Here is a 25,066-nt window from a genome sequence, read left to right as displayed (position 1 = left end):
CAAATAGAATATTTTATTATACTGTTGATATATCAACTAATGGAGGCATACTATGATTAAAATTGTTGCAGAAAATTATATTAAAGAAGAATATCAAGAAGAATTTTTAAAACTTACAAAAGAACTTATTATTTTAAGTAGAGAAGAAAAAGGAAATATCTCTTATCATCTTTATCAAGATATTAATGATGATAGTCATTTTACTTTTATTGAAGAATGGCAAAACCAAGAAGCAATTGATGAACATAATCAAACAAAACACTTTACAACAATTGTTCCTCAAATCAAAAGCTTTGCTTCAAAACCTTCAAGAGCAATTAAATATAAAGAGGTGCAATAATGAATACATTAGAAACAATTTTTACAAGAAAAAGTGTTCGACAATTTAAAAATCAAAAAGTAGATGAAAAAGACATCAAAACAATCTTAAAAGCAGGAATGTCAGGGCCAACATGTGTTAATTCAAAAGATTGGTCATTTATTGTAATTGATGATCAAGAAGTTTTAAAACAAATGTATGAAGCGAATGGTGTACCAGCGAAACCATTACTTGAATGTGCTTTTGCTATTTTAATTTGTGGAGATTACTCAAAAGCATTTAAATTCTCTAAAGATTATTTTGCTGTAGATGGTTCTATTGCTGGACAAAATATGATTTTAGCAGCTTGGTCTTTAGGTATTGGAAGTGTTTGGCTTGGTACATGGCCACAAATGGATCGTGTTTTTGCCCAAAGTAAATTGTTTGATTTACCAAATGATCAAATTCCTCATTCAATTATTGCTTTTGGTTATCCTCTAGATGAAATTAAAGAGAAAGAAGAATATTATGATGAATCTGTTGTTCATTATAATAAGTGGTAAAAATGGTTAAAGAAATTATTAAAGATGAATTCTTTTTAAAACAAAAATCAAAGTCATGTACAAAAGAGGATTTATATATCGCCAATGAATTATTAGAAACAATTCAAGCTTACAAAGAACAATGTGTTGGTATGGCAGCGAATATGATTGGATATTTAAAAACAATGATGGTTGTTTTAGATCAAAATAAATATCTTATTTTAATTAATCCTGTTATTTTAAAAATAAATGGAAAAACGTATCAAACAGAAGAAGGTTGTCTATCATTACAAGGTGTAAGAAAGACACAAAGATATGAAAGTATCAAAGTAAGTTATTTAGATCAAAATTTTAAAAAGAAAATTAGAACGTTTAAAGGGTATACAGCTCAAATCATTCAACATGAGCTTGATCATTTTGAAGGAAAAATCATATAAAAAATCAGCAATAGCTGATTTTTTTAATGACATATTTCTTCAACAAGTTGATTAATTGCCTCTTGATTTTCATCTTTATAAGTAGATTTAATTGTGACCGTATTTTCACAAATAGTAACATTTTTCATTGGAGTAAGCATTTCTTTCATCACTTTATTTGCAAGAGGAGCCCAAGAACCATTTTCAATAAGTCCAACAGTTTTATTTTGATATCCTTTATGTTGTAATCTATGTAAGAAATCTTCCATTGGACTAAAAACACCACCATCATAAGTAGCTCCGGCTAAAATCATTTTAGAATATCTAAAAGCATCTTCAACTGCTTCAGCCATGTCATCTCTTGTAAGATCAGTGAAGGCAACTTTAACACCTTTTTCTTTTAATAAATCAACTACTTTTAAAGCCACTTCTTTGGTATTTCCATGGATAGAAGCACTTGCCACTAAAACCCCTTCATCTTCACTTTGATAACTACTCCAAATTTGGTATTTATCAATATAATATCCTAAATTATCTTTTAAAATAGGACCATGTAAAGGACAAATCATTTTAATATCTAAAGTGCTGGCTTTTTTTAATAAAGCTTGTACAGGAGCACCATATTTACCAACAATATTAAAATAATAACGTCTTGCTTCACAAGCCCAATCTTCATCATGTGATAAAGCCCCAAATTTACCAAAGCCGTCTGCTGAAAATAACACTTTTTCAGTTGTTTCATATTCTACCATGACTTCTGGCCAATGAACCATTGGCGCCATGATGAATTTTAAATGATGATTTCCTAAATCTAATTCTTCTCCTTCTTTAACCACAATACATCTTTCATCTAATCCTTCAATATTAAAAAATTGAGGAAGCATCGCTTTTGCTTTGGCACTTAAAACAAGTTTTGCTTCTTTATACTTTTCTGTAAATAATTGAATATTTGCGGAATGATCAGGCTCTAAATGAGAAACAATCAAATAATCAGGAACACGTTCCTTTAATTCCTTATCTAAATTATCAAACCATTCTTTTGTCTTTCTTGCATCAACTGTATCCATAACTGCAATCTTTTCATCTAAAATAAGATAAGAGTTATAACTAACCCCATGAGGTACAATATATTGACTTTCAAAAAGATCAAGTGTTGTATCATCAACCCCAATATATTTAATAGATTCACTTATTGTTATATTATTCATAAAAATCCTCCTTTTTTATGTATTATATCACTAATATAAAGGAACAAGATATAAATTATTGATTATGTTAATTTTTATCATATCAATTCTTACAAATTGTAATTTGAAATTATAATGATACAATAAAAATAAATATATATATTTAGATGTTTGGAGGATAAGTATGAAAAATATATTTGAAGTATCTCCTGAAAGCCATTATAAATTTGAATTGAAGAAATTAGGAAATATTAAAAAAGGAAGAGAACATTTAGGAGAAGAAATGCTTGTACTTGTTTATTGATTGTTAGAATATTGTATGAATGATGTTTTATTTAAGAATTTTGGAATTGAAAAAACAGATGAAATCTTTAAACAAGCTAGTTATCTTATAGAATGTGAATTTGCGAAAAATGCTTTACCTCTTGACGTTGATGAAAGTACATTTATTAGTACGCTTGTGCAAGCATTAGAAACATTAAAAGTCGGTATTTTGAGACTGGAAAACTTAGTACTTTAGAAACACTTTTAAAAGTAAAACTAGGAAGTTTATCAAAAATTCTAGAAGAACAATTATCAAATATAAGCATTGAACAATTAGATGAATTAGCAGTTAATATTCTTAATATTAATAGTGAAGAAGATGTTATGAAATTACTTCATTAAAAGGGAAATCATGTTTCACTTTTTTTATAATAAATTTTATTTTTTAGCACTTTAGTGTTGACAGTGCTAAAAATATGAATATAATAAAATTAGCACTAGGGATAAAGGAGTGCTAAAGGAGAGTGATAACATGGATATCGAAAAATTTACAGCCAAGATGCAAGAGGCAATTCAAAAAGCAAGTCAATTAGCATTAAGTTATAAGCATCAAGTAATTGACATTGAACATGTATTGTATGTTTTATTGAATGATAGTAGTGGTATTTTTCCAAGGGTGTTATCTAAGCTAAATAAAGATAAAAATCATTTCATTCAAGTATTAGAACAAAGGTTTCAACAAAAGCCGACACTTGAAAATATTGATGTCAATAGCATGAGAATAAGCTATAGCTTAAATGATTTACTTGCAAAAGCAAATAATCAAATGACATCGTTTAAAGATGAATATATGTCAGTAGAACATGTCATTATGGCATTATTTGAAATAAATGAAAATTGGATCAAAGATTTATTGAACCAAGAAGGTATGAATAAAAAGGATACAAAAAAGGTAATTTTAGAAATGCGGGGTGATCATATGGTAGATAATCCAAATCCAGAAAATACTTATGAAGTATTAGAAAAATATGGACGTGACTTAACAAAAGATGTGGAAAATGGAAAATTAGATCCAGTTATTGGGCGTGATGATGAAATTCGTCGTGTGATTCAAATCTTGTCACGTAAAACAAAAAATAATCCAATTTTAATTGGTGAACCAGGTGTTGGTAAAACAGCCATCGTTGAAGGATTGGCATGGCGTATTTATAAAAATGATGTACCAATTTCTTTACAAAATAAAACTTTATATGAACTTGACTTAGGTTCACTTGTAGCAGGTGCTAAATATCGTGGTGAATTTGAAGAAAGATTGAAAGCTGTTTTAGGTGAAATTAAAAAAGCAAATGGAAATATCATCTTATTTATTGATGAAATCCATCAATTAGTAGGTGCTGGTAAAACAGATGGTGCGATGGATGCCGCTAACTTATTAAAACCAATGTTAGCTCGTGGTGAACTTCATTGTATTGGAGCAACAACCCTAGATGAATATAGACAATATATTGAAAAAGATGCGGCTCTTGAAAGACGTTTCCAAAAGGTACAAGTTGATGAACCAACAATTGATGATAGTATTGCTATCTTACGTGGTTTAAAAGATTCTTTTGAAAGACATCATGGGGTTAAAATCAATGATAGTGCTATTATTGGTGCTGTTAATTTATCACAAAGATATATTACCGATCGTTTCTTACCAGATAAAGCAATTGATTTAATTGATGAAGCTTGTGCTTCTATTCGTATGGAAATTGATTCTTTACCAGAAGAATTAGATGGTATTACACGTGAAAAGAATCGATTAGAAATGGAAAGAATTTCTATTGAAAAAGAAGATAGTAATGAAGATAATGTAAAACGTTTAAATGATATTAAAGAACGTATTGCTTCTTTAACTGAACAAGAAACAGCATTAAAAGCAAAATGGAAAGAAGAAAAGTCTTCATTAGATCATATTAAAGAATTAAAGAATCAAAAAAATAAACTTGTAGCTTTACAAGATAAATATATGCAAGAAGGTAATTTACAAGAAGCTTCTAAACTTCAATATGGTGATATTCCAAAAATCACCAAAGAAATTGCTGATCTTGAAGCAAAAGAATCGGATGATGCTTTACTTCAAGAAAAAGTAACTGTTGATAATGTCTCAGAAGTTATTTCAAGATGGACAGGTATTCCAATGAATAAATTAATGGCTTCTGAAAGAGAAAAACTTTTAGCCTTAGATGATACATTAAAAGTACGTGTTATTGGTCAAGATGATGCAATCACTAAAGTAACAGATGCTATCTTACGTAGTCGTGCTGGTATCAATGATGAAGAAAAACCAATTGGTTCCTTCTTATTCTTAGGTCCAACTGGGGTTGGTAAAACAGAAGTGGCTAAAGCATTGGCTGAACAATTATTTGACACTGAAAAGAATATTGTACGTATTGATATGTCTGAATATATGGAAAAATTTAGTGTCTCACGTTTAGTAGGTGCTCCACCAGGATATGTAGGTTATGAAGAAGGAGGACAATTAACAGAAGCAGTAAGACGTCATCCTTATAGTATTGTATTATTGGATGAAATTGAAAAAGCACATCCAGATGTATTTAATATCCTACTTCAAGTTTTAGACGATGGTCGTATTACAGATAGTAAAGGAAATACAGTGAGCTTTAAAAATACAATTATTATTATGACAAGTAATATTGGTTCTCAATATTTATTAGAAGGTAATAATGAAGAAAACAGAAAACTTGTAAAAGAAGAATTAAAAGTGCACTTTAAACCAGAATTTTTAAATCGTATTGATGAAATTGTTATGTTCAATTCATTAGATGGTTCTGTAGTAAGAAAAATCATTGATAAATTTATTGGTCAATTAGTTCATCGTTTACAAGATAAAAAGATTACAATTTCTTTAACTGATCAAGCTTATCAAATGATTCAAGAAGAAGGATTTGATCCAATCTATGGAGCAAGACCATTAAAGAGATTTATTCAATCTCAAATTGAAACAAAACTTGCTAAAGAAATTATTAAAGGAACAGTTCATCAAGGACAACATGTAGAAGTTGATTATCAAGATGGATTTGTTTTAAAAGCTCAATAAGGAAGTAGTATAAAAGCTACTTCTTTTTTTATAAAACTATTTTGTATTTAGAAAGAAAATAATAACTAATTAAGTACGAGAAATCGTACTTTTCTTTTTGAAATTGTAGGAATATAAATAAAAATGTAAAATTGTTTTTTCTTGGGGAAATATTATGCTAGAATATGTTGGGGTGAAAGACGATGCAAAAATATTTTATAAATGAAAATATCGAATTAAATAAATCTTTCAAAATAGAAAGTAGTGATCAACATCATATAGAAAAAGTAATGCGTAATAAAAATGGTGATCAAATTATTTGTGTAGACTTAAAACATATTCAATATTTATGTTCAATTGAAAATGTTCAAGAAGGTACAATTTTACCAATTGAAAAATTAGATATTAATAATGAATTAGATGTAGAAGTTACACTTGTTTATGCTTTACCTAAAGGAGATAAATTTGAATTTGTTTTACAAAAAGCTTGTGAGTTAGGAGTTCATCACATTATTCCATTAAGTTCTAAAAGATGTGTTGTTAAACTTACTAAAGACAAATTCAATAAAAAACTGCCCCGCTATCAAAAAATATTAAAAGAAGCAAGTGAACAATCAGGAAGAAATAGAATACCTTCAATAGAAGAAGTAAAAACAATTAAAGAATTAAAACCCTATTTAAAAGATTATAATTTAGTGGCTTATGAAGAAACTGCTAAACAACATGAACATGGTGAATTATTTCATACTTTACAACAATTAAAAGCAGGAGATCAATTATTGATTATTGTTGGTTGTGAAGGTGGCTTTGATGAAAGTGAAATTCAAGAATTAAATGAGATGGGTGTTAAATGTTGTTCATTAGGTAACCGTATTTTAAGAAGTGAAACAGCACCACTTTATTTAATGAGCGTCATTGGTTATTCAAGGGAGCTTACAAAATGATTAAATTATTAAAGAAATATGGGGTAGAGTTAAAATTAAAAAAATGTGATTTGTTTCGTCTTATTGAAGGACAAAAAGATACTTTTCTTGAAGATGGTTTTGCTTTTAAAATGACAAATGAAGAAGAAATGTTTAAATATGAAGTGATTTTAAATGGTATTTATAATAAGACAAAAATAGAAGGGGAATATAAGAAATTTGTTTATGAGACACAAGATGCTATTCAATATTTAAATTATGAAGAAAAACAAAAAATGTTTAATAGTATTATTAGTGAAACGTTAAAAAATTTAAAACTCATGAAAGCTGATCAACAAATTATTTTAATTCCTTATTTAGAACCTTTTATAAATGAAAGATATTTAAATAATTATATGTTATTAACATTAAAACAACATCAATTGTATGTTAAAAATTATCAAAGAAATATAGAAATTCCTTATCAACTTTATGGTTTAAAAGTATTACGTTCTGCTTTTTCTTCTTTAAAAGGAATAGCTGAAGATGAAAATTATGAATATTATTATTATGATGGTTTAAAGAAAATCTATATTTTTGATAAGAAAGAATATGGTTTAGTAGATAGTTTTCCAATAGTTGATAAATATTTCCAAGGAAATACATCTTTAGATGATATAAGAGAAGTTATGACTTATTATAAACAACCTCAACAATTTATAAATCAATTACATGAATTAAATTATTTAAGTGATAAAGTACATAAAAAAATTATGAAAAAATTAAAGTAGGTGAAAGAATGAAAGTTGCATTCCATACATTAGGATGTAAAGTTAATTCCTATGAATCTCAAGCAATGTTAAATATGTTTGAAGAAGCAGGATATGAAGAAGTTGATTTTAAAGAAGTGGCAGATGTTTATGTTGTTAATACATGTACTGTCACAAATACAGGAGATAGTAAATCTCGTCAAATGATACGCAAAGCAATTCGTAAAAATCCTCAAGCAACCGTTTGTGTTGTTGGATGTTATAGTCAAGTAGCACCTCAAGATATTGAAGCAATTGAAGGTGTAAGTATCATTTTAGGGACACAATTTAGAAATGAAATTGTTGATTTAGTAGAAAAGTATCAACAAACACATGAAAGAATTGTGAAAGTTTCTGAAGTTAAACAATTAAGAAAATTTGAAGATTTAAATATTGATCGTTTTTTACATACAAGAGCTTATTTAAAGATTCAAGATGGATGTAATAATTTTTGTACATACTGTATTATTCCTTATGCTAGAGGAAGAGTGCGATCTAGAAAACCAGAAAGTGTTATTAAACAAGCAAAGGAATTAGTAGCTAAAGGATATGTAGAAATTGTTTTAACAGGGATTCATACAGCAGGATATGGTGAAGATTTAGAAAATTATAGTTTTTATGATTTATTAGTAGATTTAACAAAAATAGAAGGATTAAAGAGACTTCGTATTTCTTCTATTGAAACAAGTCAAATTACTGATGATATTATTGATTTAATTTCAAAATCTAAAATTATTGTGGATCATTTACATGTACCGCTTCAAGCTGGATGCGATGAAACACTTAAACGTATGAATAGAAAATATAATTGTGAACAATATTATGAAAAATTATCAAAAATTAGAAGATTGATTCCTGATATTGTTTTTACAACAGATGTCATTGTTGGTTTTCCTGGAGAAAGCGAAGAAGAGTTTGAAAAAACTTATGAATTTATTAAAAAAGTAGGATATACACAACTTCATGTTTTCCCTTATTCTATGCGTAAAGGAACACCTGCAGCTCGCATGGTACAAGTTGATGAAAAAATTAAACATGAAAGAGTTAATCGTTTGATTGCACTTTCTCATGAATTAAATGAAAATTATGCAAAATCTCAAATTGGTAAAACTTTAAGAGTTCTTTTTGAAAAAGAAGATCATGGATATTATGTGGGACATGGAGATAATTATTTACTTATAAAAGTACAAAGTGATGAACAATTGATAGGACAATTGAAGAATGTTATAATTGATTCATATGATGAAATGTTAATTGGAAGAGTGGTATAATGAAACGATTAAATGAGTTGTTTGATATTGATAATGATATGAAAATATATTCAATTCATAGTGATTCAAGATATGTAAAACCCTATTCTATATTCTTTTGTATTGAAGGATTGAGTGTAGATGGACATCGGTATGTAGATGATGCTATTTTTCAAGGAGCAAAAGTTATTGTTCATAGCAAGGATATAGAAAAACAACCAGGCATTATTTATATTAAGGTAGCAGATGCTTTAGATGAATTAAATAGAGTTTCTAATGTATTCTATGATTATCCAAGTAAGAAAATGCGTGTTGTTGGAGTGACTGGAACAAGTGGTAAAACAGTTGTTGCTTCAATGGTTAAAAGTGTGATGGACCATTATTGTAAAGCAGCTTACATGGGAACAATTTCTTTAGAGTATGATGGGGTAGAAGAACAGTGCCCTTATACGACACCAGAAACTTTATATGTACAAAAGAAATTGTTTGATATGGCAAGACGTGGTGTTAAGGTTGTTGCCATGGAAGCAAGTAGTCATGGTTTGGCACTTAAAAGAATTGATGCAGTCGATTTTAATATTGCTGTTTTAACAAATATTTCTGATGAACATTTAGATTTTCATGGAACTAGAAGACAATATATTGAAAGTAAGAAAAAATTATTTTCAATGTTATCTACAAATTCGATTGCTGTTTTAAATAAAGATGAAGAAGTTTTTGCTGAATTTAAAGCAGCTACGAAAGCAAGAATTATGACTTATGGTATTAAAAATGAAAGTGAAATTATGGCTAAAAATATAGAACTTTATATTGATCATAGTGAATTTGATCTTTCATTAAAAGGGAATCTATATCATATTGTTTGTCCAACAATTGCTGATTTTAATATTTATAATGTTCTAGCAACGGTAGGAGTACTTGTTGGTTTAGGATTTGATGATCGCATGATCATTGAAGCCATTAGTGATTTAAAACCAGTTAATGGAAGAATGGAGCTTATTCCTAATAAACATAAAATTACGATTATTGTCGATTATTGTTGTCATACAAAAGATTTTGAAAATGTTTTTAAATTTGCAGATCGTGTTTCTAGAGGAAATATTATTGCTGTTTTAGGAGCACCAAGTAAAAGACATATGGCAAGAAGAAAGAAAATAGGAGCATTGGCCAATAGATATTTAGATCATGTGATTTTGACTGAATTAGATGATCGAGGAGAAAATATTGAGGAAATTTGTAAAGAAATCCAAAGTGAAATTACAGATATTCCAAGTATTATCATTCCTAATCGTGCAGTGGCTGTAGAACAAGCTATTGAACAGGCAAGTCCAGGAGATGTTGTTTTATTATTAGGAAAAGGTCATGAAAAATTTATTGCCTTAGAAGTTGGTCAAAGAGAGTATGAAGGAGATAAAGCGATAGCATTAAAAGCTATTAAAAGAGTATACGAAGGAGAAGGAGAAAATGAACTACAACAAAATGATTGATCATACTGTTTTAAAAGCAGATACACCTTTAGAAACAGTTAAAAGAATTTGTGATGAAGCAATGGAATATGGTTTTGCAAGTGTTTGTATTAATCCATGCCATGTTGCTTATTGTGCAGACTATCTAAAAGATAGTGATGTCAACGTATGTACAGTTATTGGTTTTCCATTAGGAGCTAATACAAGTGCAGTGAAAGCATTTGAAACAAAAGATGCGATTGCTAATGGGGCTGATGAAATTGATATGGTAATGAATATCGGAGCTTTAAAAGATAAAAATTATGATTTAGTAAGAGATGATGTTAAAGCGGTAGTTGAAGCTGCTAATGGAACATTAGTAAAAGTTATTTTAGAAACTTGTTTACTTACAGAAGATGAAATTAAAAAAGCATGTGAATTATGCGTAGAAGCAAAAGCTGATTATGTAAAAACAAGTACTGGTTTTTCAACAAGAGGGGCTACAATTGAAGATGTTAGAATCATGAAAGAAGCTGTTCATGGAAAAGCAAAAGTAAAAGCTGCAGGTGGTGTTAGAACACCTGAAGATATGGTGAAAATCGTTGCTGCTGGAGCTGATCGTATTGGAACAAGTGCAGGATGTTCTTTAGTTAAAAAATAAGTTGGATGTAATTTTAATTTTTTAATGTTATTTACAAAATATAGGTATAAAATGAAAAATATGTAAATGGTATTCGAAATGAATATCATTTACTTTTTTATTCCAAAAATAATATATAACTAAAGAAGAAATGAGGGATTATATGGGAAATACACCAAAGAAAATAAAAGTAAGAGGTGCAAAAGTACATAACTTAAAAAATATCAATGTTGATATACCATTAAATCAAATAGTTGCTATTACAGGTGTTTCAGGGTCAGGAAAATCATCACTAGCCATGGGTGTTCTTTATAGTGAGGGTTCAAGAAGATACTTAGAATCTTTATCAACTTATACAAGAAGGCGTATGACGAGTGCTACGAAGGCACAAGTAGATGAAGTTCTTTATGTTCCTGCGGCTTTAGCACTTCACCAACGACCAGCTGTTCCAGGTATTCGTAGTACGTTTGGAACAGGGACAGAACTTTTAAATAGTTTAAGACTCATGTATTCACGTCTTGCTAAGCATTGTTGTAAAAATGGCCATTATATTGAACCAACTTTAAATGTGGCGTCTGAAAAAGAAATCATCTGTCCAATTTGTAAAGAAAAAATACATGCACCAAGTGCTGAAGAGTTAGCTTTTAATAGTCAAGGAGCTTGTCTTAAATGTGGTGGAACAGGAATTGTTAGAACTGTTGATATTGATTCGCTTGTTCCTGATAAAACACTTACCATAGATGAAGGAGCAGTCGTTCCATGGAACTCATTAATGTGGACTTTGATGACAGATGTTTGTCGTGCTATGGGAGTAAGAACAGATGTGCCTTTTAATCAATTAACTGATGAAGAAAAAAATATTGTTTATTATGGACCGGCGGAAAAGAAACATATTTTTTATAAGGCTAAAAATACAGATCATGCAGGAGAAATGGATTTTACTTATTTTAATGCAACTTATACAGTAGAAAATGCTTTATCAAAAGTTAAAGATGATAAAGGAATGAAAAGAGTTGAAAAGTTTTTAAAAGAAGAAATTTGTCCAGAATGTCAGGGAACACGTTTATCAAAAGAAGCAAGAAAACCTTTGATTAGAGGAATTGGTTTAGATAAAGCTTGTCAAATGCCATTAAATGATTTAGTAGAATGGGTAAGAGGTATTCCAGATTCAATGCCTGATGAAATGAAGCCAATGGCTCGTGAAATCTGTGATTCGTTTTTAGATGTTTCTAAAAGGCTGTTAGATTTAGGATTGGGCTATCTTTCTTTAGATAGAGCTGCTTCTACACTTTCAACAGGAGAAAGACAACGTATGCAACTTGCTAGAGCAGTAAGAAATCGTACAACAGGTATTCTCTATGTTTTAGATGAACCTTCTATTGGATTACATCCTTCTAATATTTATGGACTTATAGGAGTCATGAATGATTTAATTCATGATGGAAATTCTATTTTATTAGTAGATCATGATACTGAAATTATTAAAGAAGCGAATTGGCTCATTGAAATGGGACCAGAAGCAGGAAAAAATGGAGGTTATGTTTTTACGGAAGGAACAATAGAACAAATTAAAAATGATAAAAAGTCAATGATTGGGCCATTCCTTACAAATCATTATGATGAAAAAATGCGTCCAATATCTCCAATTGAACAACTATTTGAATTTGGAAAAATTCATCTTTCAACAAATCAAATACATACAGTCCATCCTTTAGAAGTAGATATTCCTAAAGGAAAATTAACGGTTGTTACAGGAGTGTCAGGTTCTGGAAAAACAACGATGATTCTAGAAAGCTTGTTACCAGCGATTCAAACTAAAATCAATGACTCATCATTACCTGATCATATTAAAGATGTTCAAATGGAAGGAATAGAACATATTAAACTGATTGATGCTTCACCTATTGGTATTAATATTCGTTCGACTGTTGCTACTTATATTAATGTTCATGATGAACTTAGAAAAAGATTTGCCAAAACAGAAAGCGCTAAGTCTAAGGGGTATAAAGCAGGAGATTTTTCTTATAATACAGGAAAGCTTAGATGTCCAACTTGTGATGGAACAGGGACATTAAGTTTGGATGTACAATTCTTGCCAGATGTTCAGGTGACTTGTCCTGATTGTCATGGTTCTAGATATAATAAAGAAAGTTATTTTATTAAATATAAAACGTCAAAAGAGAAAGAGTATTCTTTACCTGAATTGATGGAAATGGATGTGAGTTTTGCTAAAGAAGCTTGTCAAGATTTAAAAGGTGTTTATCGAAAACTGGAAGTATTAGAAAACTTAGGTTTAGGATATTTGACATTGGGTGAGGAAACACCAAGTTTATCTGGTGGAGAGGCACAACGTTTAAAACTTGCAAGTGAAATGAGTAAGTCTCAAAATGATTCAATTTTTATCTTTGATGAACCTACGATTGGATTACATCCTTTAGATGTTCAAATATTAGTTAAAGTTTTTCAATCACTTGTAGATCAAGGTGCGACAGTCGTCGTCATTGAACATGATCGTGATGTGATGAAAAATGCGGATTATATAATTGATATGGGGCCAGGTGGTGGTCGAGATGGTGGAATGATTGTAGCTACTGGTAGTGTTGAAGAAATAAAAAATAATATAAAGAGTATTACAGGTAAATATTTATAAAAAAATAGAAGTTCAATGTGAACTTCTATTTTTGTCTTGCTGAAACAATAAAGTGTAATGCAAAATATGCCACTTCATCTTCAGTAAATCTTTTATGATAAATAGATTCAATAGCGTCATTTAAGATTTCTGCCATTGCAAATTCTTTAGGATGTCTTTCTTTAATCTTTGCAGTTAAAGGATTTTCGATTTGACTATCATCTAATAATCGATCAAGTGCAGGTGTTAAATGTAATCCTAAAGAAACAAGTAATTTTTCATTATTTCTTAAATCTATACCTTTTTGTTTAAATAAAGAATCTAAAGTGTTTTGTAGAACATCAATAATTTCATCATCTAATAAATTAACACCAGCATTAAATTCAACATCTAATACGTTATTTTTAGATAGGTACATTGAAATAAGTGCTAATTCTGATTCTGGAAATTCAATATCAAATTTTTTACTAAGAATATTACAAATTTCAACTGCTGAATCATAGTTAGTGTTTGCTTTATATGATGTGATTTGTCCTTGACTTAAAGGAATGTAATTGTTTGTTTTGATTCTAAGTATTGCAATTGCAAGATGTACAACGAGATTTTGCGTAAATTGTGGAGATAATGTTAAATGATTTTTCTCAATTACTTCATTTACTGCTTCGCGACATACTTGTTTTGATAATTCTAAATCTTTATCAGCAGCGCTTGATAAAGCTTGGTTTGTTAATGTCATAAAAAAGCCTCCTAAAATGTCTACGTAAACTATATACTAAATCAATTAGAAAAGCTAGGAAAAAATAAATATTATTTATAAGAGCATATGATTGGATTTTAGGAATGATTCCTGTTATACTAAACTTGTAAAGTAATTATGTAAGCGCTCATCATTTTCTTTAAGTTTTTGTTGTCTATGCAAAATGTAAGTGCTATAATTATGAAGGAATTTTGATTTAGGAGGAAATAAACAAAATGGCTTTAACAGATAAATTCAATGAAGAATGGAACGGATTTAAAGGAAGACTTTGGAAAGAAGAAGTAAACACTCGTCAATTCATTCAAGATAACTATAAACCTTATGATGGAGATGAATCATTTTTAGCTGGTCCTACAGATGCTACTAATAAACTTTGGGGAAAACTTCAAAAATTACAAAAAGAAGAAAGAGCTAAAGGTGGAGTATTAGAATGTGAAACTAAAGTAGTAAGTGGACTTACTGCTTATGGTCCTGGATATATCGATGAAGAAATGAAAGATTTAGAAAAAGTTGTTGGTTTACAAACTGACAAACCTTTAAAAAGAGCTTTCATGCCTTATGGTGGTATCAAAATGGCAGAACAAGCTGCTGCAACTTATGGATATGAACCAGATGAAAAATTACATGAAATTTTCACAAAATATCATAAAACACATAACCAAGCAGTATTTGATGTTTATACACCAGAAATTAAAAAAGCTCGTCATAATAAAGTAATTACAGGTTTACCTGATACATACGGACGTGGACGTATTGTTGGTGACTATCGTCGTGTTGCTTTATATGGTGTTGATTTCTTAATTGAACAAAAAGTAAATGATTTCAATCATTGTGGTAGTGGATCAATGACTGAAGACATTATTCGTAAAAGAGAAGAAATTGCTGAACAAGTAAAAGCATTAAAAGGTATGAAAGAAATGGCTGCTATCTACGGATATGACATTTCTAAACCAGCTAAAAATGCTCATGAAGCATTCCAATGGTTATACTTTGGATATTTAGCTGCAATCAAAACTCAAAATGGTGCTGCAATGTCAGTTGGACGTATTTCTACTTTCTTAGATATCTATGTAGAAAGAGATTTAGCTAACGGAACATTAACAGAAGAAGAAGCACAAGAATTAGTAGACCATTTCGTTATGAAATGTAGAATGGTTAAATTTGCTCGTATTCCTTCTTACAACCAATTATTCTCTGGTGACCCAGTATGGGCTACACTTGAAGTTGCAGGTTTAGGAACTGATGGACGTTCAATGGTTACTAAAAACTGTTTCCGTTTCTTACACACATTAGAAAATATGGGTCCTTCACCAGAACCAAACTTAACTGTATTATATACAAAAGCATTACCAGAAAACTTCAAACGTTTTGCTGCTAAAATCTCAGTAGATACTAGCTCAATCCAATATGAAAATGATGATGTAATGCGTCCTGTATGGGGAGATGATTACTCAATTTGTTGTTGTGTATCAGCTACTCAAACTGGTAAAGAAATGCAATTCTTTGGTGCACGTGCTAACTTAGCTAAATGTTTAACATATGCTATCAATGGTGGTATTGATGAAAAAACTAAAGATCAAGTGGCTCCAAAATATCGTCCAATTACTTCTGAATACTTAGACTATGATGAAGTTATGGAACGTTATGACCAAATGATGGAATGGTTAGCAGATCTTTATGTTAATACATTAAACTTAATTCAATATATGCATGATAAATATTATTATGAAGCTGCACAAATGTCATTAATTGATACTGATCTAAAACGTACTTTCGCAACTGGTATTGCTGGATTCTCACATGTAGTAGATTCATTAAGCGCAATCAAATATGCTAAAGTTAAAACAATCAGAGATGAAGATGGTATCGTAGTAGATTATGAAGTTGAAGGTGACTTCCCAAGATATGGTAACGATGATGATCGTGCTGATGATATCGCTGTATGGTTATTAGGTGAATTCTTAGCTAAAATCAAAAAACATCATACTTATAGAGATTCAGAACCAACAACTTCTATCTTAACAATCACTTCAAACGTTGTTTATGGTAAAGCTACAGGTTCATTACCTGATGGACGTAAAGCAGGTGAACCATTATCACCAGGTGCTAACCCATCTTATGGTGCAGAACAAAATGGTTTATTAGCTTCATTAAACTCAGTTGCTAAATTACCATATGAATGGGCATTAGATGGTATTTCTAATACTCAAACAATCAACCCAGATGCTTTAGGACATGATGAAGGTGAAAGAGTTAATAACTTAGTACAAGTTATGGATGGATATTTTGAACAAGGTGCTCATCACTTAAATGTTAACGTATTTGGAACTGAAAAATTAATTGATGCTATGGAACATCCAGAAAAAGAAGAATATGCAAACTTCACAATTCGTGTATCTGGATATGCTGTTAAATTCATTGACTTAACTCGTGAACAACAATTAGACGTTATCGCAAGAACTTGTCATGAACATATGTAATCAATAACTTAATCAAATAATGAAAACAACCTCTTATGAGGTTGTTTTGTTACGGAGGAAAAATGGAAACAATTGGTAGAATTCATTCAATAGAAAGCTTTGGATCAGTCGATGGTCCAGGAGTACGTTATATTTATTTCTTACATGGATGTCCTTTAAGATGTCAATTTTGTCATAATCCTGATACATGGGGTTCAAAGAAATACGAAGAATATACTCCTGAAAAAGCGCTTCAACAAGCAATGAAATACAAAACATATTGGGGTAAAAAAGGGGGCATTACGATTAGTGGTGGAGAACCTTTAGCTCAAATCGATTTTGTTTTAGAGTTATTTAAACTTGCTAAAAAAGAAGGAATTAATACGTGTATTGATACCAGTGGAGGATGTTTCACGAGAGAAGAACCTTTCTTTTCTAAGTTTAATGAACTTATGGAGTATACAGATTTATTACTTGTAGATATTAAAGAAATTAATAATGAAAGACATCAGCTTTTAACAGGAAGAAGTAATGAAAATATTCTTGATATGGCAAGATATTTATCTGAAATTGATAAACCAATTTGGATTAGACATGTTCTTGTTCCTGAAAGAAGTGACTATGATGAAGATTTAATTGAATTAGATCATTTTATTTCTACACTTTCAAATGTTTATCGTGTTGAAATTCTTCCTTATCATACTTTAGGTGTATTTAAATGGGAGGAATTGAATATTCCATATCAATTAGAAGGAATTAAACCTCCAGTTAAAGAACGTGTAGAAAATGCAAAAAGATTATTACATGTAGATCGTTATACACGTTATTTAGATAATTAATGAAAAAAGAGTTCATGAATTTAGATTTATCATCTAAATCATGTAACTCTTTTTCAATTTATAATTGCATATTTACTTTATAATTAGAGTTGTTTAAAATAAGAGTAAAGGAAAAAAAGGAGATTATAATAATGAAATTAGGAGCAATTGAAGCAGGTGGAACTAAATTTGTAGTTTGTATTGGAAATGAAAAAGGAGAAGTTTTAGAAAGAGAATCATTTCCTACAGAAGCACCTGAAAAAACAATGGAAAATGTTTTTAAATTCTTTGATGGAAAAGAAATTGAAGCATTAGGTGTAGGAAGCTTTGGACCGATTGATCCAGATCTTACAAGTCCAACTTATGGTTATATTACAACAACACCTAAACCAGGATGGAACAATTATAATATTATGGGTGCTTTAAAAGAAAGATATGATATTCCTATGGCTTTTGATACAGATGTCAATGGGGCTGCTTTAGGCGAAGCAACATTTGGTGTGGCAAAAGGATTAGACAGTGCCCTTTATCTTACAATTGGAACAGGAATTGGTGGAGGAGCCGTTGTTGGTGGTAAACTTGTACACGGGTTACTTCATCCAGAAATGGGACATATGAAAATGATTGTAAGAGAAGATGACACATATTCAGGTAAATGTCCATATCATGGAACATGTTTTGAAGGTTTAGCTGCTGGTCCTGCTATTGAAGCAAGATGGGGAGTAAAAGGAAGTGAACTTCCAGAAGATCATCCAGCATGGGATTTAGAAGCTTATTATATTGGACAAGCGATGGCAAATTATATTTTAACTCTTTCACCTAAGAAAATTATTCTTGGTGGTGGTGTTATGCATCAAAAACAACTTTTCCCAATGATTCATAAATATACTCAAGAATTCTTAAATGGTTATATTCAAAAAGAAGAAGTGACTACTGATAAAATTAAAGATTATATCGTTTATCCAGGATTAGGGGATAATGCAGGGGTTGTTGGAGCTTTAGCTCTTGCCATGAGTGTAGTAAAATAATGAAGTAGAGAAATCTACTTCTTTTTTTAATAAAAAATGGAAGCGGATACATAATTTTGTTGACGGTGTGTGAAAATGGGATATGGTTGAAGGAAAAGATAAAAAAGGAGAAAGGAAATATGAAAAAATACTTTCATTTTTTTATATTGTTTAATGGTTTTAACATTAACATGATGTGGTGGATCAAGTGGAGATGACATTTCGACTTATACGTATTCAAGTGAATTGGATATCAAAAACTTAGATTCATCAGATGCTGATGATCAATGTCCATTGCGTGCTATCCATGCTGTTATTGATGGGTTGATGAAAACAGATAAAAAAGGAAATATTACGTATGGTATTGCGAAAAGTGAAGAAGTTTCAGAAGATGGATTAGTTCATACTTATAAACTTAGAAAAGATGTAAGATGGGATAATGGTGATCTTGTAACAGCTCATGATTTTGTTTATGCATGGCAAAGAATCTTTAAGAAAAAAGGCAGTTATTATTATATGTTTGCAGATGGTATAGCAAGCATTCAAGGTGCACAAGAATTATCAGATAAAATTGACGCTGGTGAAGAACTTACAGATGATGATTTAAATTCTATGGGTGTAAAAGCATTGGATGGTTATACATTAGAAGTAAAAACAACAGTACGCGTTTCGTTTTTAGATGAATTGCTTGCTTTTCCACCATTCTATCCAATTAATGAAAAATTTGCTGAAAAACAAGGAAGTAAATATGGTAAAAGTGCTAAAACAATTTTAGGTAATGGAGCTTTTAAGATGATTAATTTGGAACCTGGATCAGTAGCTGAATTTAAAAAAAATGAAAACTATTATGATCAAAAACATGTAAAACTTCAAAGACTTGTGATGAAACTTGTCCAAGAACCTAAAGTAGCTGCACAAGCTTTTGAAGCAGGTGAAACAGATTATGCGCCAATTAATTCTGATTTAGTTGATAAATATAAAGAATATGACTCTTTTAAACAAGTTTATGATGGTTTTTTATTTTATATCTCAATAAATTTTAAAAATGAAGATCTTGCAAATTTAAATGTAAGAAAAGCCATTTCATATGCTATTAATAGAAAATATTTATGTGAAAATGTTTTAAAAGATGGTTCACAAGTTGTTAAAGGATTTATTCCTTCAGGCTTAGCTACAAGCCCATGTGGTGTAGATTTTAGAAAAGATTCTGGTGATTTTACGTTTTATGATAAGGCGCAAGCTCAAGATTTGTTGAATGAAGGGTTAAAAGAATTAGGAAAATCTGAAATTACATTAAGAATTACTTATGGTACAGATAAATCACCAATGGATGTATTTGCAACTTATTTACAAAATGCTTTAAGTAAATTAGATGGTATTAAAGTAGAAATGGTAGCTACTACTAAACAAGATCGTATCTACAACAAACAAAAAAATGGTGATTTTGATTTAGCTGTAACACGTTGGGGACCGGATTATGGAGATCCAACAACATATCTAACAATTGCTTTATCAACGAATAGTAATAACTATGGCAAGTGGGCAAATAGTGAGTATGATCAACTTGTAAATCAAGTCGGTGTTGAATCAGATGTTGAAAAGCGCTGGCAAGAAATGAAGAATGCAGAAAAGATATTATTAGATGATTATGCGTGTATTCCTGTTTTTGAAAAAGGAGCTGCTACTTTACAAAATATGAAGGTAAAAAATCTTGTGATTAAACCATGTCGTATAATTTCTTTTGAATATGTAGAAAAAACAGAATAATTTTAAGAAAACATAATACAGTAAAATGTGTTATGTTTTTATTATGTATTGAAAAAAATATAACATTAATAAATTAAATACATTGTATACAAATATACAAAAAACTATTGACTTTTAAACCTATATAAACTATGATGATGTTAATAAATCGATAGATTGTATACAATATGTCGATTTATTGCACAAAAGATAATTTAAGAAGGGAAGAGAGAATATGAAAAAACTATTATCAATGGTGCTTTGTGCTATGATGGCTCTAACTCTTGCTGGTTGTGGGGGATCAGGAGGAGATTCATCTACTTACACTTTCTCAAGTGAATTAGATATCAAAAACTTAGATTCATCAGATGCCGATGACGGATGCTCATTTACAGCAATGCATGCTGTTATTGATGGGCTTATGAAAACAGATAAGAAAGGTAATGTCGTAAATGGTGTTGCTTCATCTTCTGAAGTTTCAGATGACGGGTTAACTCATACTTACAAAATCAGAAAAGATGCAAAATGGGCTAACGGTGATCCTGTTACTGCAAATGATTTCGTTTATGCTTGGCATAGAATCTTCCAAAAGAAAGGTCAATATTACTACATGTTCTGTGATGGTATTGCAAGTATTGTAGGGGCACAAGAAATGTCAGATAAAATTGACAATGAAGAAGATATTACAGATGCAGATTTAGATGCAATGGGTGTTAAAGCTATCGATGATAAAACATTAGAAGTTACTACAACTACTCGTGTTTCATTCTTTGATGAATTAATGTCATTCCCATGTTTCTATCCAATTAATGAAAAGTTCTGTGAAAAACAAGGTGATAAATATGGTAAGAGTGCTAAAACTATTTTAGGAAATGGTGCTTTCACTATGACAAACTGGGAACCAGGTTCAGTAGCTGAATTTGAAAAAAATGATAAATATTATGATGCTAAAACAGTTAAAATTGACAAATTAGTAATGAAATTAGTTCAAGATCCAAAAGTTGCTGCTCAAGCATTCGAAGCTGGTGAAACTGATTTTGCTCCAATCAACTCAGACTTAGTTGATAAATACAAAAAAGATGATTCATTCAAACAAATTAATGAAGGTTACTTATTCTATATTTCAGTAAACTTCCAAAATAGTGATTTAGCTAACTTAAATGTAAGAAAAGCAATCTCACTAGCAATCAACAGAAAAGACTTATGTGAAAATGTTTTAAAAGACGGTTCACAAGCTGCTAAAGGTTTCGTACCTTCAGGATTATCAATTTCTCCAGAAGGAAAAGATTTCCGTGATGAAGCTGCAACATATACTTCATATGACAAAAAAGCTGCACAAGCTGCTTTAGATGAAGGATTAAAAGAATTAGGAAAATCTGAAATTACTTTAAGATTAACTTATGGGACAGATGAATCTCCAATGGATGTATTTGCAACTTATTTACAAAACGCTTTAAGTAAATTAGATGGTATTAAAGTAGAAATGGTAGCTACTACTAAACAAGATCGTATCTACAACAAACAAAAAAATGGTGATTATGACTTAGCTACAACTCGTTGGGGACCTGACTATGGTGATCCTACAACTTACTTAACAATGGGTATTTCTACTAATGGTAACAACTACGGTAAATATACAAACAGTGAATTAGATGCATTAATGGATAAAGTTGCTAATGAATCTGATGCTAATACTCGTTGGCAAGAAATGATTGATGCAGAAAAAATTATGATGGATGATTTATGTTACATCCCAGTATTTGAAAAAGGTACTGCAACTTTACAAAATAAAGATGTAAAAGGTTTAGTAATTAGACCTGTAGGTGTTCCATATACATTCCAATATGTATCAAAATAGTCGATAAAATCAACAGAAACACAATATTTCGGTATTGTGTTTCTTCTTAAAAAAGAATAAAAAATTATGTTGTCTTCCAATTAATATAAACACCAAAATGAAATGTAAAAAAAACAATTGCTCTATTTTATTTTTGAATGTAGATTGAAAAATATATTTTTTGTATAAACAATAATACAATTTTGTATACAAAGTTCGTCTTTTTTGTTGACTTCTATAACGCATTGTACTAATATTAAAGCATAAATTTTTATTGTATATGTATTAGTGTATACAAAGGCGATTTATAGAAGGGAAGAGAAAAAATGAAAAAATTATTATCTATGGTACTTTGTGCTATGATGGCTCTAACTCTTGCTGGGTGTGGGGGATCTAGTGATGATTCATCTACTTACACTTATTCAAGTGAATTAGATATCAAAAATTTAGACTCATCAGATGCCGATGACGGATGCTCATTTACTGCATTACATGCAATTATTGATGGGCTAATGAAACCTGCTAAAGATGGTACTACTACATATGGTATTGCTAAATCTTCAGAAGTTTCAGAAGACGGTTTAACACACACTTATAAATTAAGAGATGCTAAATGGTCTAATGGTGATGCTGTGACAGCAAACGATTTCGTTTATGCATGGCAAAGAATTTTCAAAAAGAAAGGAAACTACTATTACATGTTCTGCGATGGTATTGCTAGCATCGCAGGTGCTCAAGAATTATCAGATAAAATCGATGCAGAACAAGATTTAACTGATGAAGACTTAAACAAATTAGGGGTAAAAGCTGTAGACGACAAAACGTTAGAAATTACTACAACTACAAGAGTTTCGTTCTTTGATGAATTAATGTCATTCCCATGTTTCTATCCAATTAACCAAAAATTCTGTGAAAAACAAGGTGATAAATATGGTAAGAGTGCTGATTCTATTTTAGGTAACGGTGCTTTCACTATGACAAAATGGGAACCAGGTTCAGTAGCTGAATTCGAAAAAAATGATAAATTCTATGCTGCTAAAGATGTAAAAATCGACAAATTAGTGATGAAATTAGTTCAAGAACCAAAAGTTGCTGCTCAAGCTTTTGAAGCAGGTGAAACTGATTTCGCTATTATCAACTCTGACTTAGTTGATAAATACAAAAAAGATGAATCATTCAAAAATATTTCTGAAGGATTCTTATTCTACGTTCAACCAAACTTAGAAAATGCTGATTTAGCTAACTTAAATGTAAGAAAAGCTTTATCATTAGCTATCAACAGAAAAGATTTATGTGAAAACGTATTAAAAGACGGTTCACAAGCTGCTAAAGGTTTCGTACCTTCAGGATTATCAATTTCTCCAGAAGGAAAAGATTTCCGTGATGAAGCTGCAACATATACTTCATATAACAAAAAAGCTGCACAAGCTGCTTTAGATGAAGGATTAAAAGAATTAGGAAAATCTGAAATTACTTTAAGATTAACTTATGGTACAGATGAATCTCCAATGGATGTATTTGCAACTTATTTACAAAACGCTTTCTCTAGCTTAAAAGGATTAAAAATTGAAATGGTTGCTACTACTAAACAAGATCGTATCTACAATAAACAAAAGAAAGGAGATTTCGATTTATCAGTAACTCGTTGGGGACCTGACTATGGTGATCCTACAACTTACTTAACATTAGCTTTAACTGACAACAATAACAACTATGGTCATTGGTCAAATGCTGAGTATGATTCAATCATGGGAAAAGTTAGCAGTGAAACTGATGCTAATGCTCGTTGGCAATTAATGATCGATGCAGAAAAAATTATGATGGATGATTTATGTTACATCCCAGTATTCGAAAAAGGAACTGCTACTTTACAAAATACAAAAGTTAAAAACTTAGGTATTAAACCAGTTGGTGTTCCATATACATTCGAATATGTATCAAAATAGTTCAATCTAAAAAAGAACATAGAGAAGACAACACAATATAGTATTCTGTATTGTGTTTCTTTTTTAAATAAATAAAGGAGGAAAAAAGATGAGTAATTCAACCTTAAAATATATCGGAAAACGTTTAGTTATTTCGTTAATTACTTTATTCGTTATTTTAATGGTATTATTTTTAATGGTTAAATTTTTACCAGGTTCTCCAATTAACAATGAAAAATTAAGTGTTTCAGCCAGAGCTGCTATTGAAGCACAATATGGATTGGATCAACCAATTCCGGTTCAATTCGTACGTTATATTCAAAATATGTTAACAGGGGATTTCGGGGTATCATTTAACTTATACAAAGATATGCAAGTATCTTCTTTAGTAGGAAGTGCTGCAAAATTATCTATGATTTATGGTTTATGTGCAGTTATTATTGGAACAGTTATTGGTATGTTCTTAGGGGTATTTGCTGCATTACATAAAAATACAATTTGGGATACAATTGCTACAGTAATCTCAGTAATTGGGGTTTCAATCCCATCATTCGTATTTGCAATGTTAATTTTATTATTATTTGCATCTAAATTACGTTTATTACCAACTTCATACAGTTCTTCAAATGCTGTACGTTCTTCAATTATGCCAATTTTAGCTTTATCTGTTGGTGTTATTGCAAACGTTGCACGTTTTACTCGTACTGAAATGGTATCAGTTTTAACAAGTGAATATATGACGCTTGCTAAAGCAAAAGGATTAGATCGTAAAACTTTAATTTTCAAACATGCTTTACGTAATGCTTTAATTCCAGTTATTACAATTTTAGGACCTATCTTAGTTAACTTAATGACAGGTACTATGGTTGTTGAAAAGATTTGTTCTGTTCCTGGATTAGGTAAATTATTAATTAATAGTATTTTATCAAATGATTACAACATCATTTTAGCTTGTTCATTCTTATATGCTGCAATGTACATTTTCATGATGTTAATTATTGATATTTCTTATGGAATTATTGATCCAAGAATTAGATTAGGAAAGGATGATTAATA

Annotated in this window: 21 protein-coding genes; 19 read left to right on the top strand and 2 right to left on the bottom strand. The window is 30.2% G+C overall.

Features of this window, described 5'->3' with window-relative positions:
* Positions 1 to 52: 52 nt before the first annotated feature.
* The 3 genes from C7U54_RS10235 to C7U54_RS10225 are packed head-to-tail and all read left to right on the top strand — an operon-like array spanning position 53 to position 1,277.
* The gene (locus C7U54_RS10235; protein WP_032089782.1) at positions 53 to 340 is read left to right on the top strand and encodes a putative quinol monooxygenase; all 288 of its coding nucleotides are present in this window, start codon (positions 53 to 55) and stop codon (positions 338 to 340) included.
* Positions 340 to 861 (top strand): nitroreductase family protein, encoded by a 522-nt coding sequence (locus tag C7U54_RS10230; RefSeq protein WP_107030240.1) that lies wholly within the window; start codon positions 340 to 342, stop codon positions 859 to 861. The genes C7U54_RS10235 and C7U54_RS10230 overlap by 1 nt, the downstream gene beginning before the upstream one ends.
* A gap of 2 nt (positions 862 to 863) precedes the next feature.
* Complete coding sequence (locus C7U54_RS10225; RefSeq protein ID WP_107030239.1) at positions 864 to 1,277, top strand: peptide deformylase; 414 nt, start codon at positions 864 to 866, stop codon at positions 1,275 to 1,277.
* A gap of 23 nt (positions 1,278 to 1,300) precedes the next feature.
* On the opposite strand, the gene C7U54_RS10220 is transcribed toward C7U54_RS10225, so the two are convergent.
* The gene (locus C7U54_RS10220; RefSeq protein WP_107030238.1) at positions 1,301 to 2,464 is read right to left on the bottom strand and encodes an FprA family A-type flavoprotein; all 1,164 of its coding nucleotides are present in this window, start codon (positions 2,462 to 2,464) and stop codon (positions 1,301 to 1,303) included.
* Positions 2,465 to 2,762: 298 nt separating this feature from the next.
* Here C7U54_RS10220 and C7U54_RS10215 point away from each other — a divergent pair, with 298 nt between their 5' ends.
* From C7U54_RS10215 to C7U54_RS10175, 9 genes are all read left to right on the top strand, one after another.
* Entirely contained in the window at positions 2,763 to 2,963 is a 201-nt protein-coding gene (locus C7U54_RS10215; protein ID WP_146137628.1) for a hypothetical protein, read from the top strand.
* Positions 2,912 to 3,109: a DUF4351 domain-containing protein gene (locus tag C7U54_RS15570; protein WP_107030252.1), complete on the top strand. Its 198-nt coding sequence runs from the start codon at positions 2,912 to 2,914 to the stop codon at positions 3,107 to 3,109. The genes C7U54_RS10215 and C7U54_RS15570 overlap by 52 nt, the downstream gene beginning before the upstream one ends.
* 130 nt (positions 3,110 to 3,239) lie before the next feature.
* Positions 3,240 to 5,807 carry an ATP-dependent chaperone ClpB gene (gene clpB / locus C7U54_RS10205; RefSeq protein ID WP_107030236.1) on the top strand — a complete coding sequence of 856 codons (2,568 nt, stop codon included), beginning with the start codon at positions 3,240 to 3,242 and terminating at the stop codon, positions 5,805 to 5,807.
* 182 nt (positions 5,808 to 5,989) lie between these two features.
* A complete protein-coding gene (locus C7U54_RS10200) occupies positions 5,990 to 6,730 on the top strand; it encodes an RsmE family RNA methyltransferase (RefSeq protein ID WP_022002493.1) in 741 nt (246 codons plus the stop codon).
* The gene (locus C7U54_RS10195; RefSeq protein ID WP_022002492.1) at positions 6,727 to 7,479 is read left to right on the top strand and encodes a hypothetical protein; all 753 of its coding nucleotides are present in this window, start codon (positions 6,727 to 6,729) and stop codon (positions 7,477 to 7,479) included. The genes C7U54_RS10200 and C7U54_RS10195 overlap by 4 nt, the downstream gene beginning before the upstream one ends.
* Before the next feature lie 8 nt (positions 7,480 to 7,487).
* Positions 7,488 to 8,768 (top strand): tRNA (N(6)-L-threonylcarbamoyladenosine(37)-C(2))-methylthiotransferase MtaB, encoded by a 1,281-nt coding sequence (gene mtaB / locus C7U54_RS10190; protein ID WP_022002491.1) that lies wholly within the window; start codon positions 7,488 to 7,490, stop codon positions 8,766 to 8,768.
* Complete coding sequence (locus C7U54_RS10185) at positions 8,768 to 10,234, top strand: UDP-N-acetylmuramoyl-L-alanyl-D-glutamate--2,6-diaminopimelate ligase (protein WP_107030235.1); 1,467 nt, start codon at positions 8,768 to 8,770, stop codon at positions 10,232 to 10,234. Before mtaB ends, C7U54_RS10185 begins: the two co-directional genes overlap by 1 nt.
* Positions 10,212 to 10,853, top strand: a complete 642-nt coding sequence (gene deoC / locus C7U54_RS10180; RefSeq protein WP_022002489.1) for a deoxyribose-phosphate aldolase — start codon at positions 10,212 to 10,214, stop codon at positions 10,851 to 10,853. The genes C7U54_RS10185 and deoC overlap by 23 nt, the downstream gene beginning before the upstream one ends.
* A 142-nt stretch (positions 10,854 to 10,995) precedes the next feature.
* On the top strand, positions 10,996 to 13,482 hold the full coding sequence (locus C7U54_RS10175) for an excinuclease ABC subunit UvrA (RefSeq protein ID WP_107030234.1): 2,487 nt from the start codon (positions 10,996 to 10,998) through the stop codon (positions 13,480 to 13,482).
* A gap of 25 nt (positions 13,483 to 13,507) precedes the next feature.
* On the opposite strand, the gene C7U54_RS10170 is transcribed toward C7U54_RS10175, so the two are convergent.
* Positions 13,508 to 14,197: a BglG family transcription antiterminator gene (locus tag C7U54_RS10170; protein ID WP_052010826.1), complete on the bottom strand. Its 690-nt coding sequence runs from the start codon at positions 14,195 to 14,197 to the stop codon at positions 13,508 to 13,510.
* Between the two features lie 236 nt (positions 14,198 to 14,433).
* Between C7U54_RS10170 and pflB the strand changes: the two genes are divergently transcribed.
* From pflB to C7U54_RS10135, 7 genes are all read left to right on the top strand, one after another.
* Complete coding sequence (pflB, locus tag C7U54_RS10165) at positions 14,434 to 16,698, top strand: formate C-acetyltransferase (RefSeq protein ID WP_107030233.1); 2,265 nt, start codon at positions 14,434 to 14,436, stop codon at positions 16,696 to 16,698.
* Between the two features lie 62 nt (positions 16,699 to 16,760).
* Positions 16,761 to 17,516: a pyruvate formate-lyase-activating protein gene (gene pflA, locus C7U54_RS10160; protein ID WP_022002484.1), complete on the top strand. Its 756-nt coding sequence runs from the start codon at positions 16,761 to 16,763 to the stop codon at positions 17,514 to 17,516.
* Between the two features lie 131 nt (positions 17,517 to 17,647).
* Positions 17,648 to 18,523, top strand: a complete 876-nt coding sequence (locus C7U54_RS10155) for an ROK family protein (protein ID WP_022002483.1) — start codon at positions 17,648 to 17,650, stop codon at positions 18,521 to 18,523.
* 225 nt (positions 18,524 to 18,748) lie between these two features.
* On the top strand, positions 18,749 to 20,269 hold the full coding sequence (locus tag C7U54_RS10150) for a peptide ABC transporter substrate-binding protein (protein ID WP_107030232.1): 1,521 nt from the start codon (positions 18,749 to 18,751) through the stop codon (positions 20,267 to 20,269).
* 214 nt (positions 20,270 to 20,483) lie between these two features.
* Positions 20,484 to 22,106 carry a peptide ABC transporter substrate-binding protein gene (locus C7U54_RS10145; protein ID WP_107030231.1) on the top strand — a complete coding sequence of 541 codons (1,623 nt, stop codon included), beginning with the start codon at positions 20,484 to 20,486 and terminating at the stop codon, positions 22,104 to 22,106.
* A 305-nt stretch (positions 22,107 to 22,411) separates the two neighbouring features.
* On the top strand, positions 22,412 to 24,031 hold the full coding sequence (locus C7U54_RS10140; RefSeq protein WP_107030230.1) for a peptide ABC transporter substrate-binding protein: 1,620 nt from the start codon (positions 22,412 to 22,414) through the stop codon (positions 24,029 to 24,031).
* Between the two features lie 88 nt (positions 24,032 to 24,119).
* Positions 24,120 to 25,064: an ABC transporter permease gene (locus C7U54_RS10135; protein ID WP_107030229.1), complete on the top strand. Its 945-nt coding sequence runs from the start codon at positions 24,120 to 24,122 to the stop codon at positions 25,062 to 25,064.
* Positions 25,065 to 25,066 lie beyond the last annotated feature (2 nt).

The organism is Faecalibacillus intestinalis (genome assembly GCF_003024685.1).
GTDB classification, from domain to species: Bacteria; Bacillota_I; Bacilli_A; order Erysipelotrichales; family Coprobacillaceae; genus Faecalibacillus; species Faecalibacillus intestinalis.
Note: the sequence above shows the minus strand (reverse complement) of the source record. Positions and strands in the feature narration are given on the sequence as shown.

Excerpts from the sequence above, each read along its gene's own strand:
- C7U54_RS10155 (WP_022002483.1), top strand. The coding sequence starts at position 17,648 with ATGAAATTAGGAGCAATTGAAGCAGGTGGAACTAAATTTGTAGTTTGT.
- deoC (WP_022002489.1), top strand. The coding sequence starts at position 10,212 with ATGAACTACAACAAAATGATTGATCATACTGTTTTAAAAGCAGATACA.
- C7U54_RS10185 (WP_107030235.1), top strand. The coding sequence starts at position 8,768 with ATGAAACGATTAAATGAGTTGTTTGATATTGATAATGATATGAAAATA.
- C7U54_RS10220 (WP_107030238.1), bottom strand. The coding sequence starts at position 2,464 with ATGAATAATATAACAATAAGTGAATCTATTAAATATATTGGGGTTGAT.
- C7U54_RS10170 (WP_052010826.1), bottom strand. The coding sequence starts at position 14,197 with ATGACATTAACAAACCAAGCTTTATCAAGCGCTGCTGATAAAGATTTA.
- C7U54_RS10135 (WP_107030229.1), top strand. The coding sequence starts at position 24,120 with ATGAGTAATTCAACCTTAAAATATATCGGAAAACGTTTAGTTATTTCG.
- C7U54_RS10200 (WP_022002493.1), top strand. The coding sequence starts at position 5,990 with ATGCAAAAATATTTTATAAATGAAAATATCGAATTAAATAAATCTTTC.
- pflA (WP_022002484.1), top strand. The coding sequence starts at position 16,761 with ATGGAAACAATTGGTAGAATTCATTCAATAGAAAGCTTTGGATCAGTC.
- pflB (WP_107030233.1), top strand. The coding sequence starts at position 14,434 with ATGGCTTTAACAGATAAATTCAATGAAGAATGGAACGGATTTAAAGGA.
- C7U54_RS10145 (WP_107030231.1), top strand. The coding sequence starts at position 20,484 with ATGAAAAAACTATTATCAATGGTGCTTTGTGCTATGATGGCTCTAACT.
- C7U54_RS10230 (WP_107030240.1), top strand. The coding sequence starts at position 340 with ATGAATACATTAGAAACAATTTTTACAAGAAAAAGTGTTCGACAATTT.
- C7U54_RS10140 (WP_107030230.1), top strand. The coding sequence starts at position 22,412 with ATGAAAAAATTATTATCTATGGTACTTTGTGCTATGATGGCTCTAACT.
- C7U54_RS10235 (WP_032089782.1), top strand. The coding sequence starts at position 53 with ATGATTAAAATTGTTGCAGAAAATTATATTAAAGAAGAATATCAAGAA.
- mtaB (WP_022002491.1), top strand. The coding sequence starts at position 7,488 with ATGAAAGTTGCATTCCATACATTAGGATGTAAAGTTAATTCCTATGAA.
- C7U54_RS10175 (WP_107030234.1), top strand. The coding sequence starts at position 10,996 with ATGGGAAATACACCAAAGAAAATAAAAGTAAGAGGTGCAAAAGTACAT.
- C7U54_RS10215 (WP_146137628.1), top strand. The coding sequence starts at position 2,763 with ATGAATGATGTTTTATTTAAGAATTTTGGAATTGAAAAAACAGATGAA.
- C7U54_RS10225 (WP_107030239.1), top strand. The coding sequence starts at position 864 with ATGGTTAAAGAAATTATTAAAGATGAATTCTTTTTAAAACAAAAATCA.
- C7U54_RS10195 (WP_022002492.1), top strand. The coding sequence starts at position 6,727 with ATGATTAAATTATTAAAGAAATATGGGGTAGAGTTAAAATTAAAAAAA.
- clpB (WP_107030236.1), top strand. The coding sequence starts at position 3,240 with ATGGATATCGAAAAATTTACAGCCAAGATGCAAGAGGCAATTCAAAAA.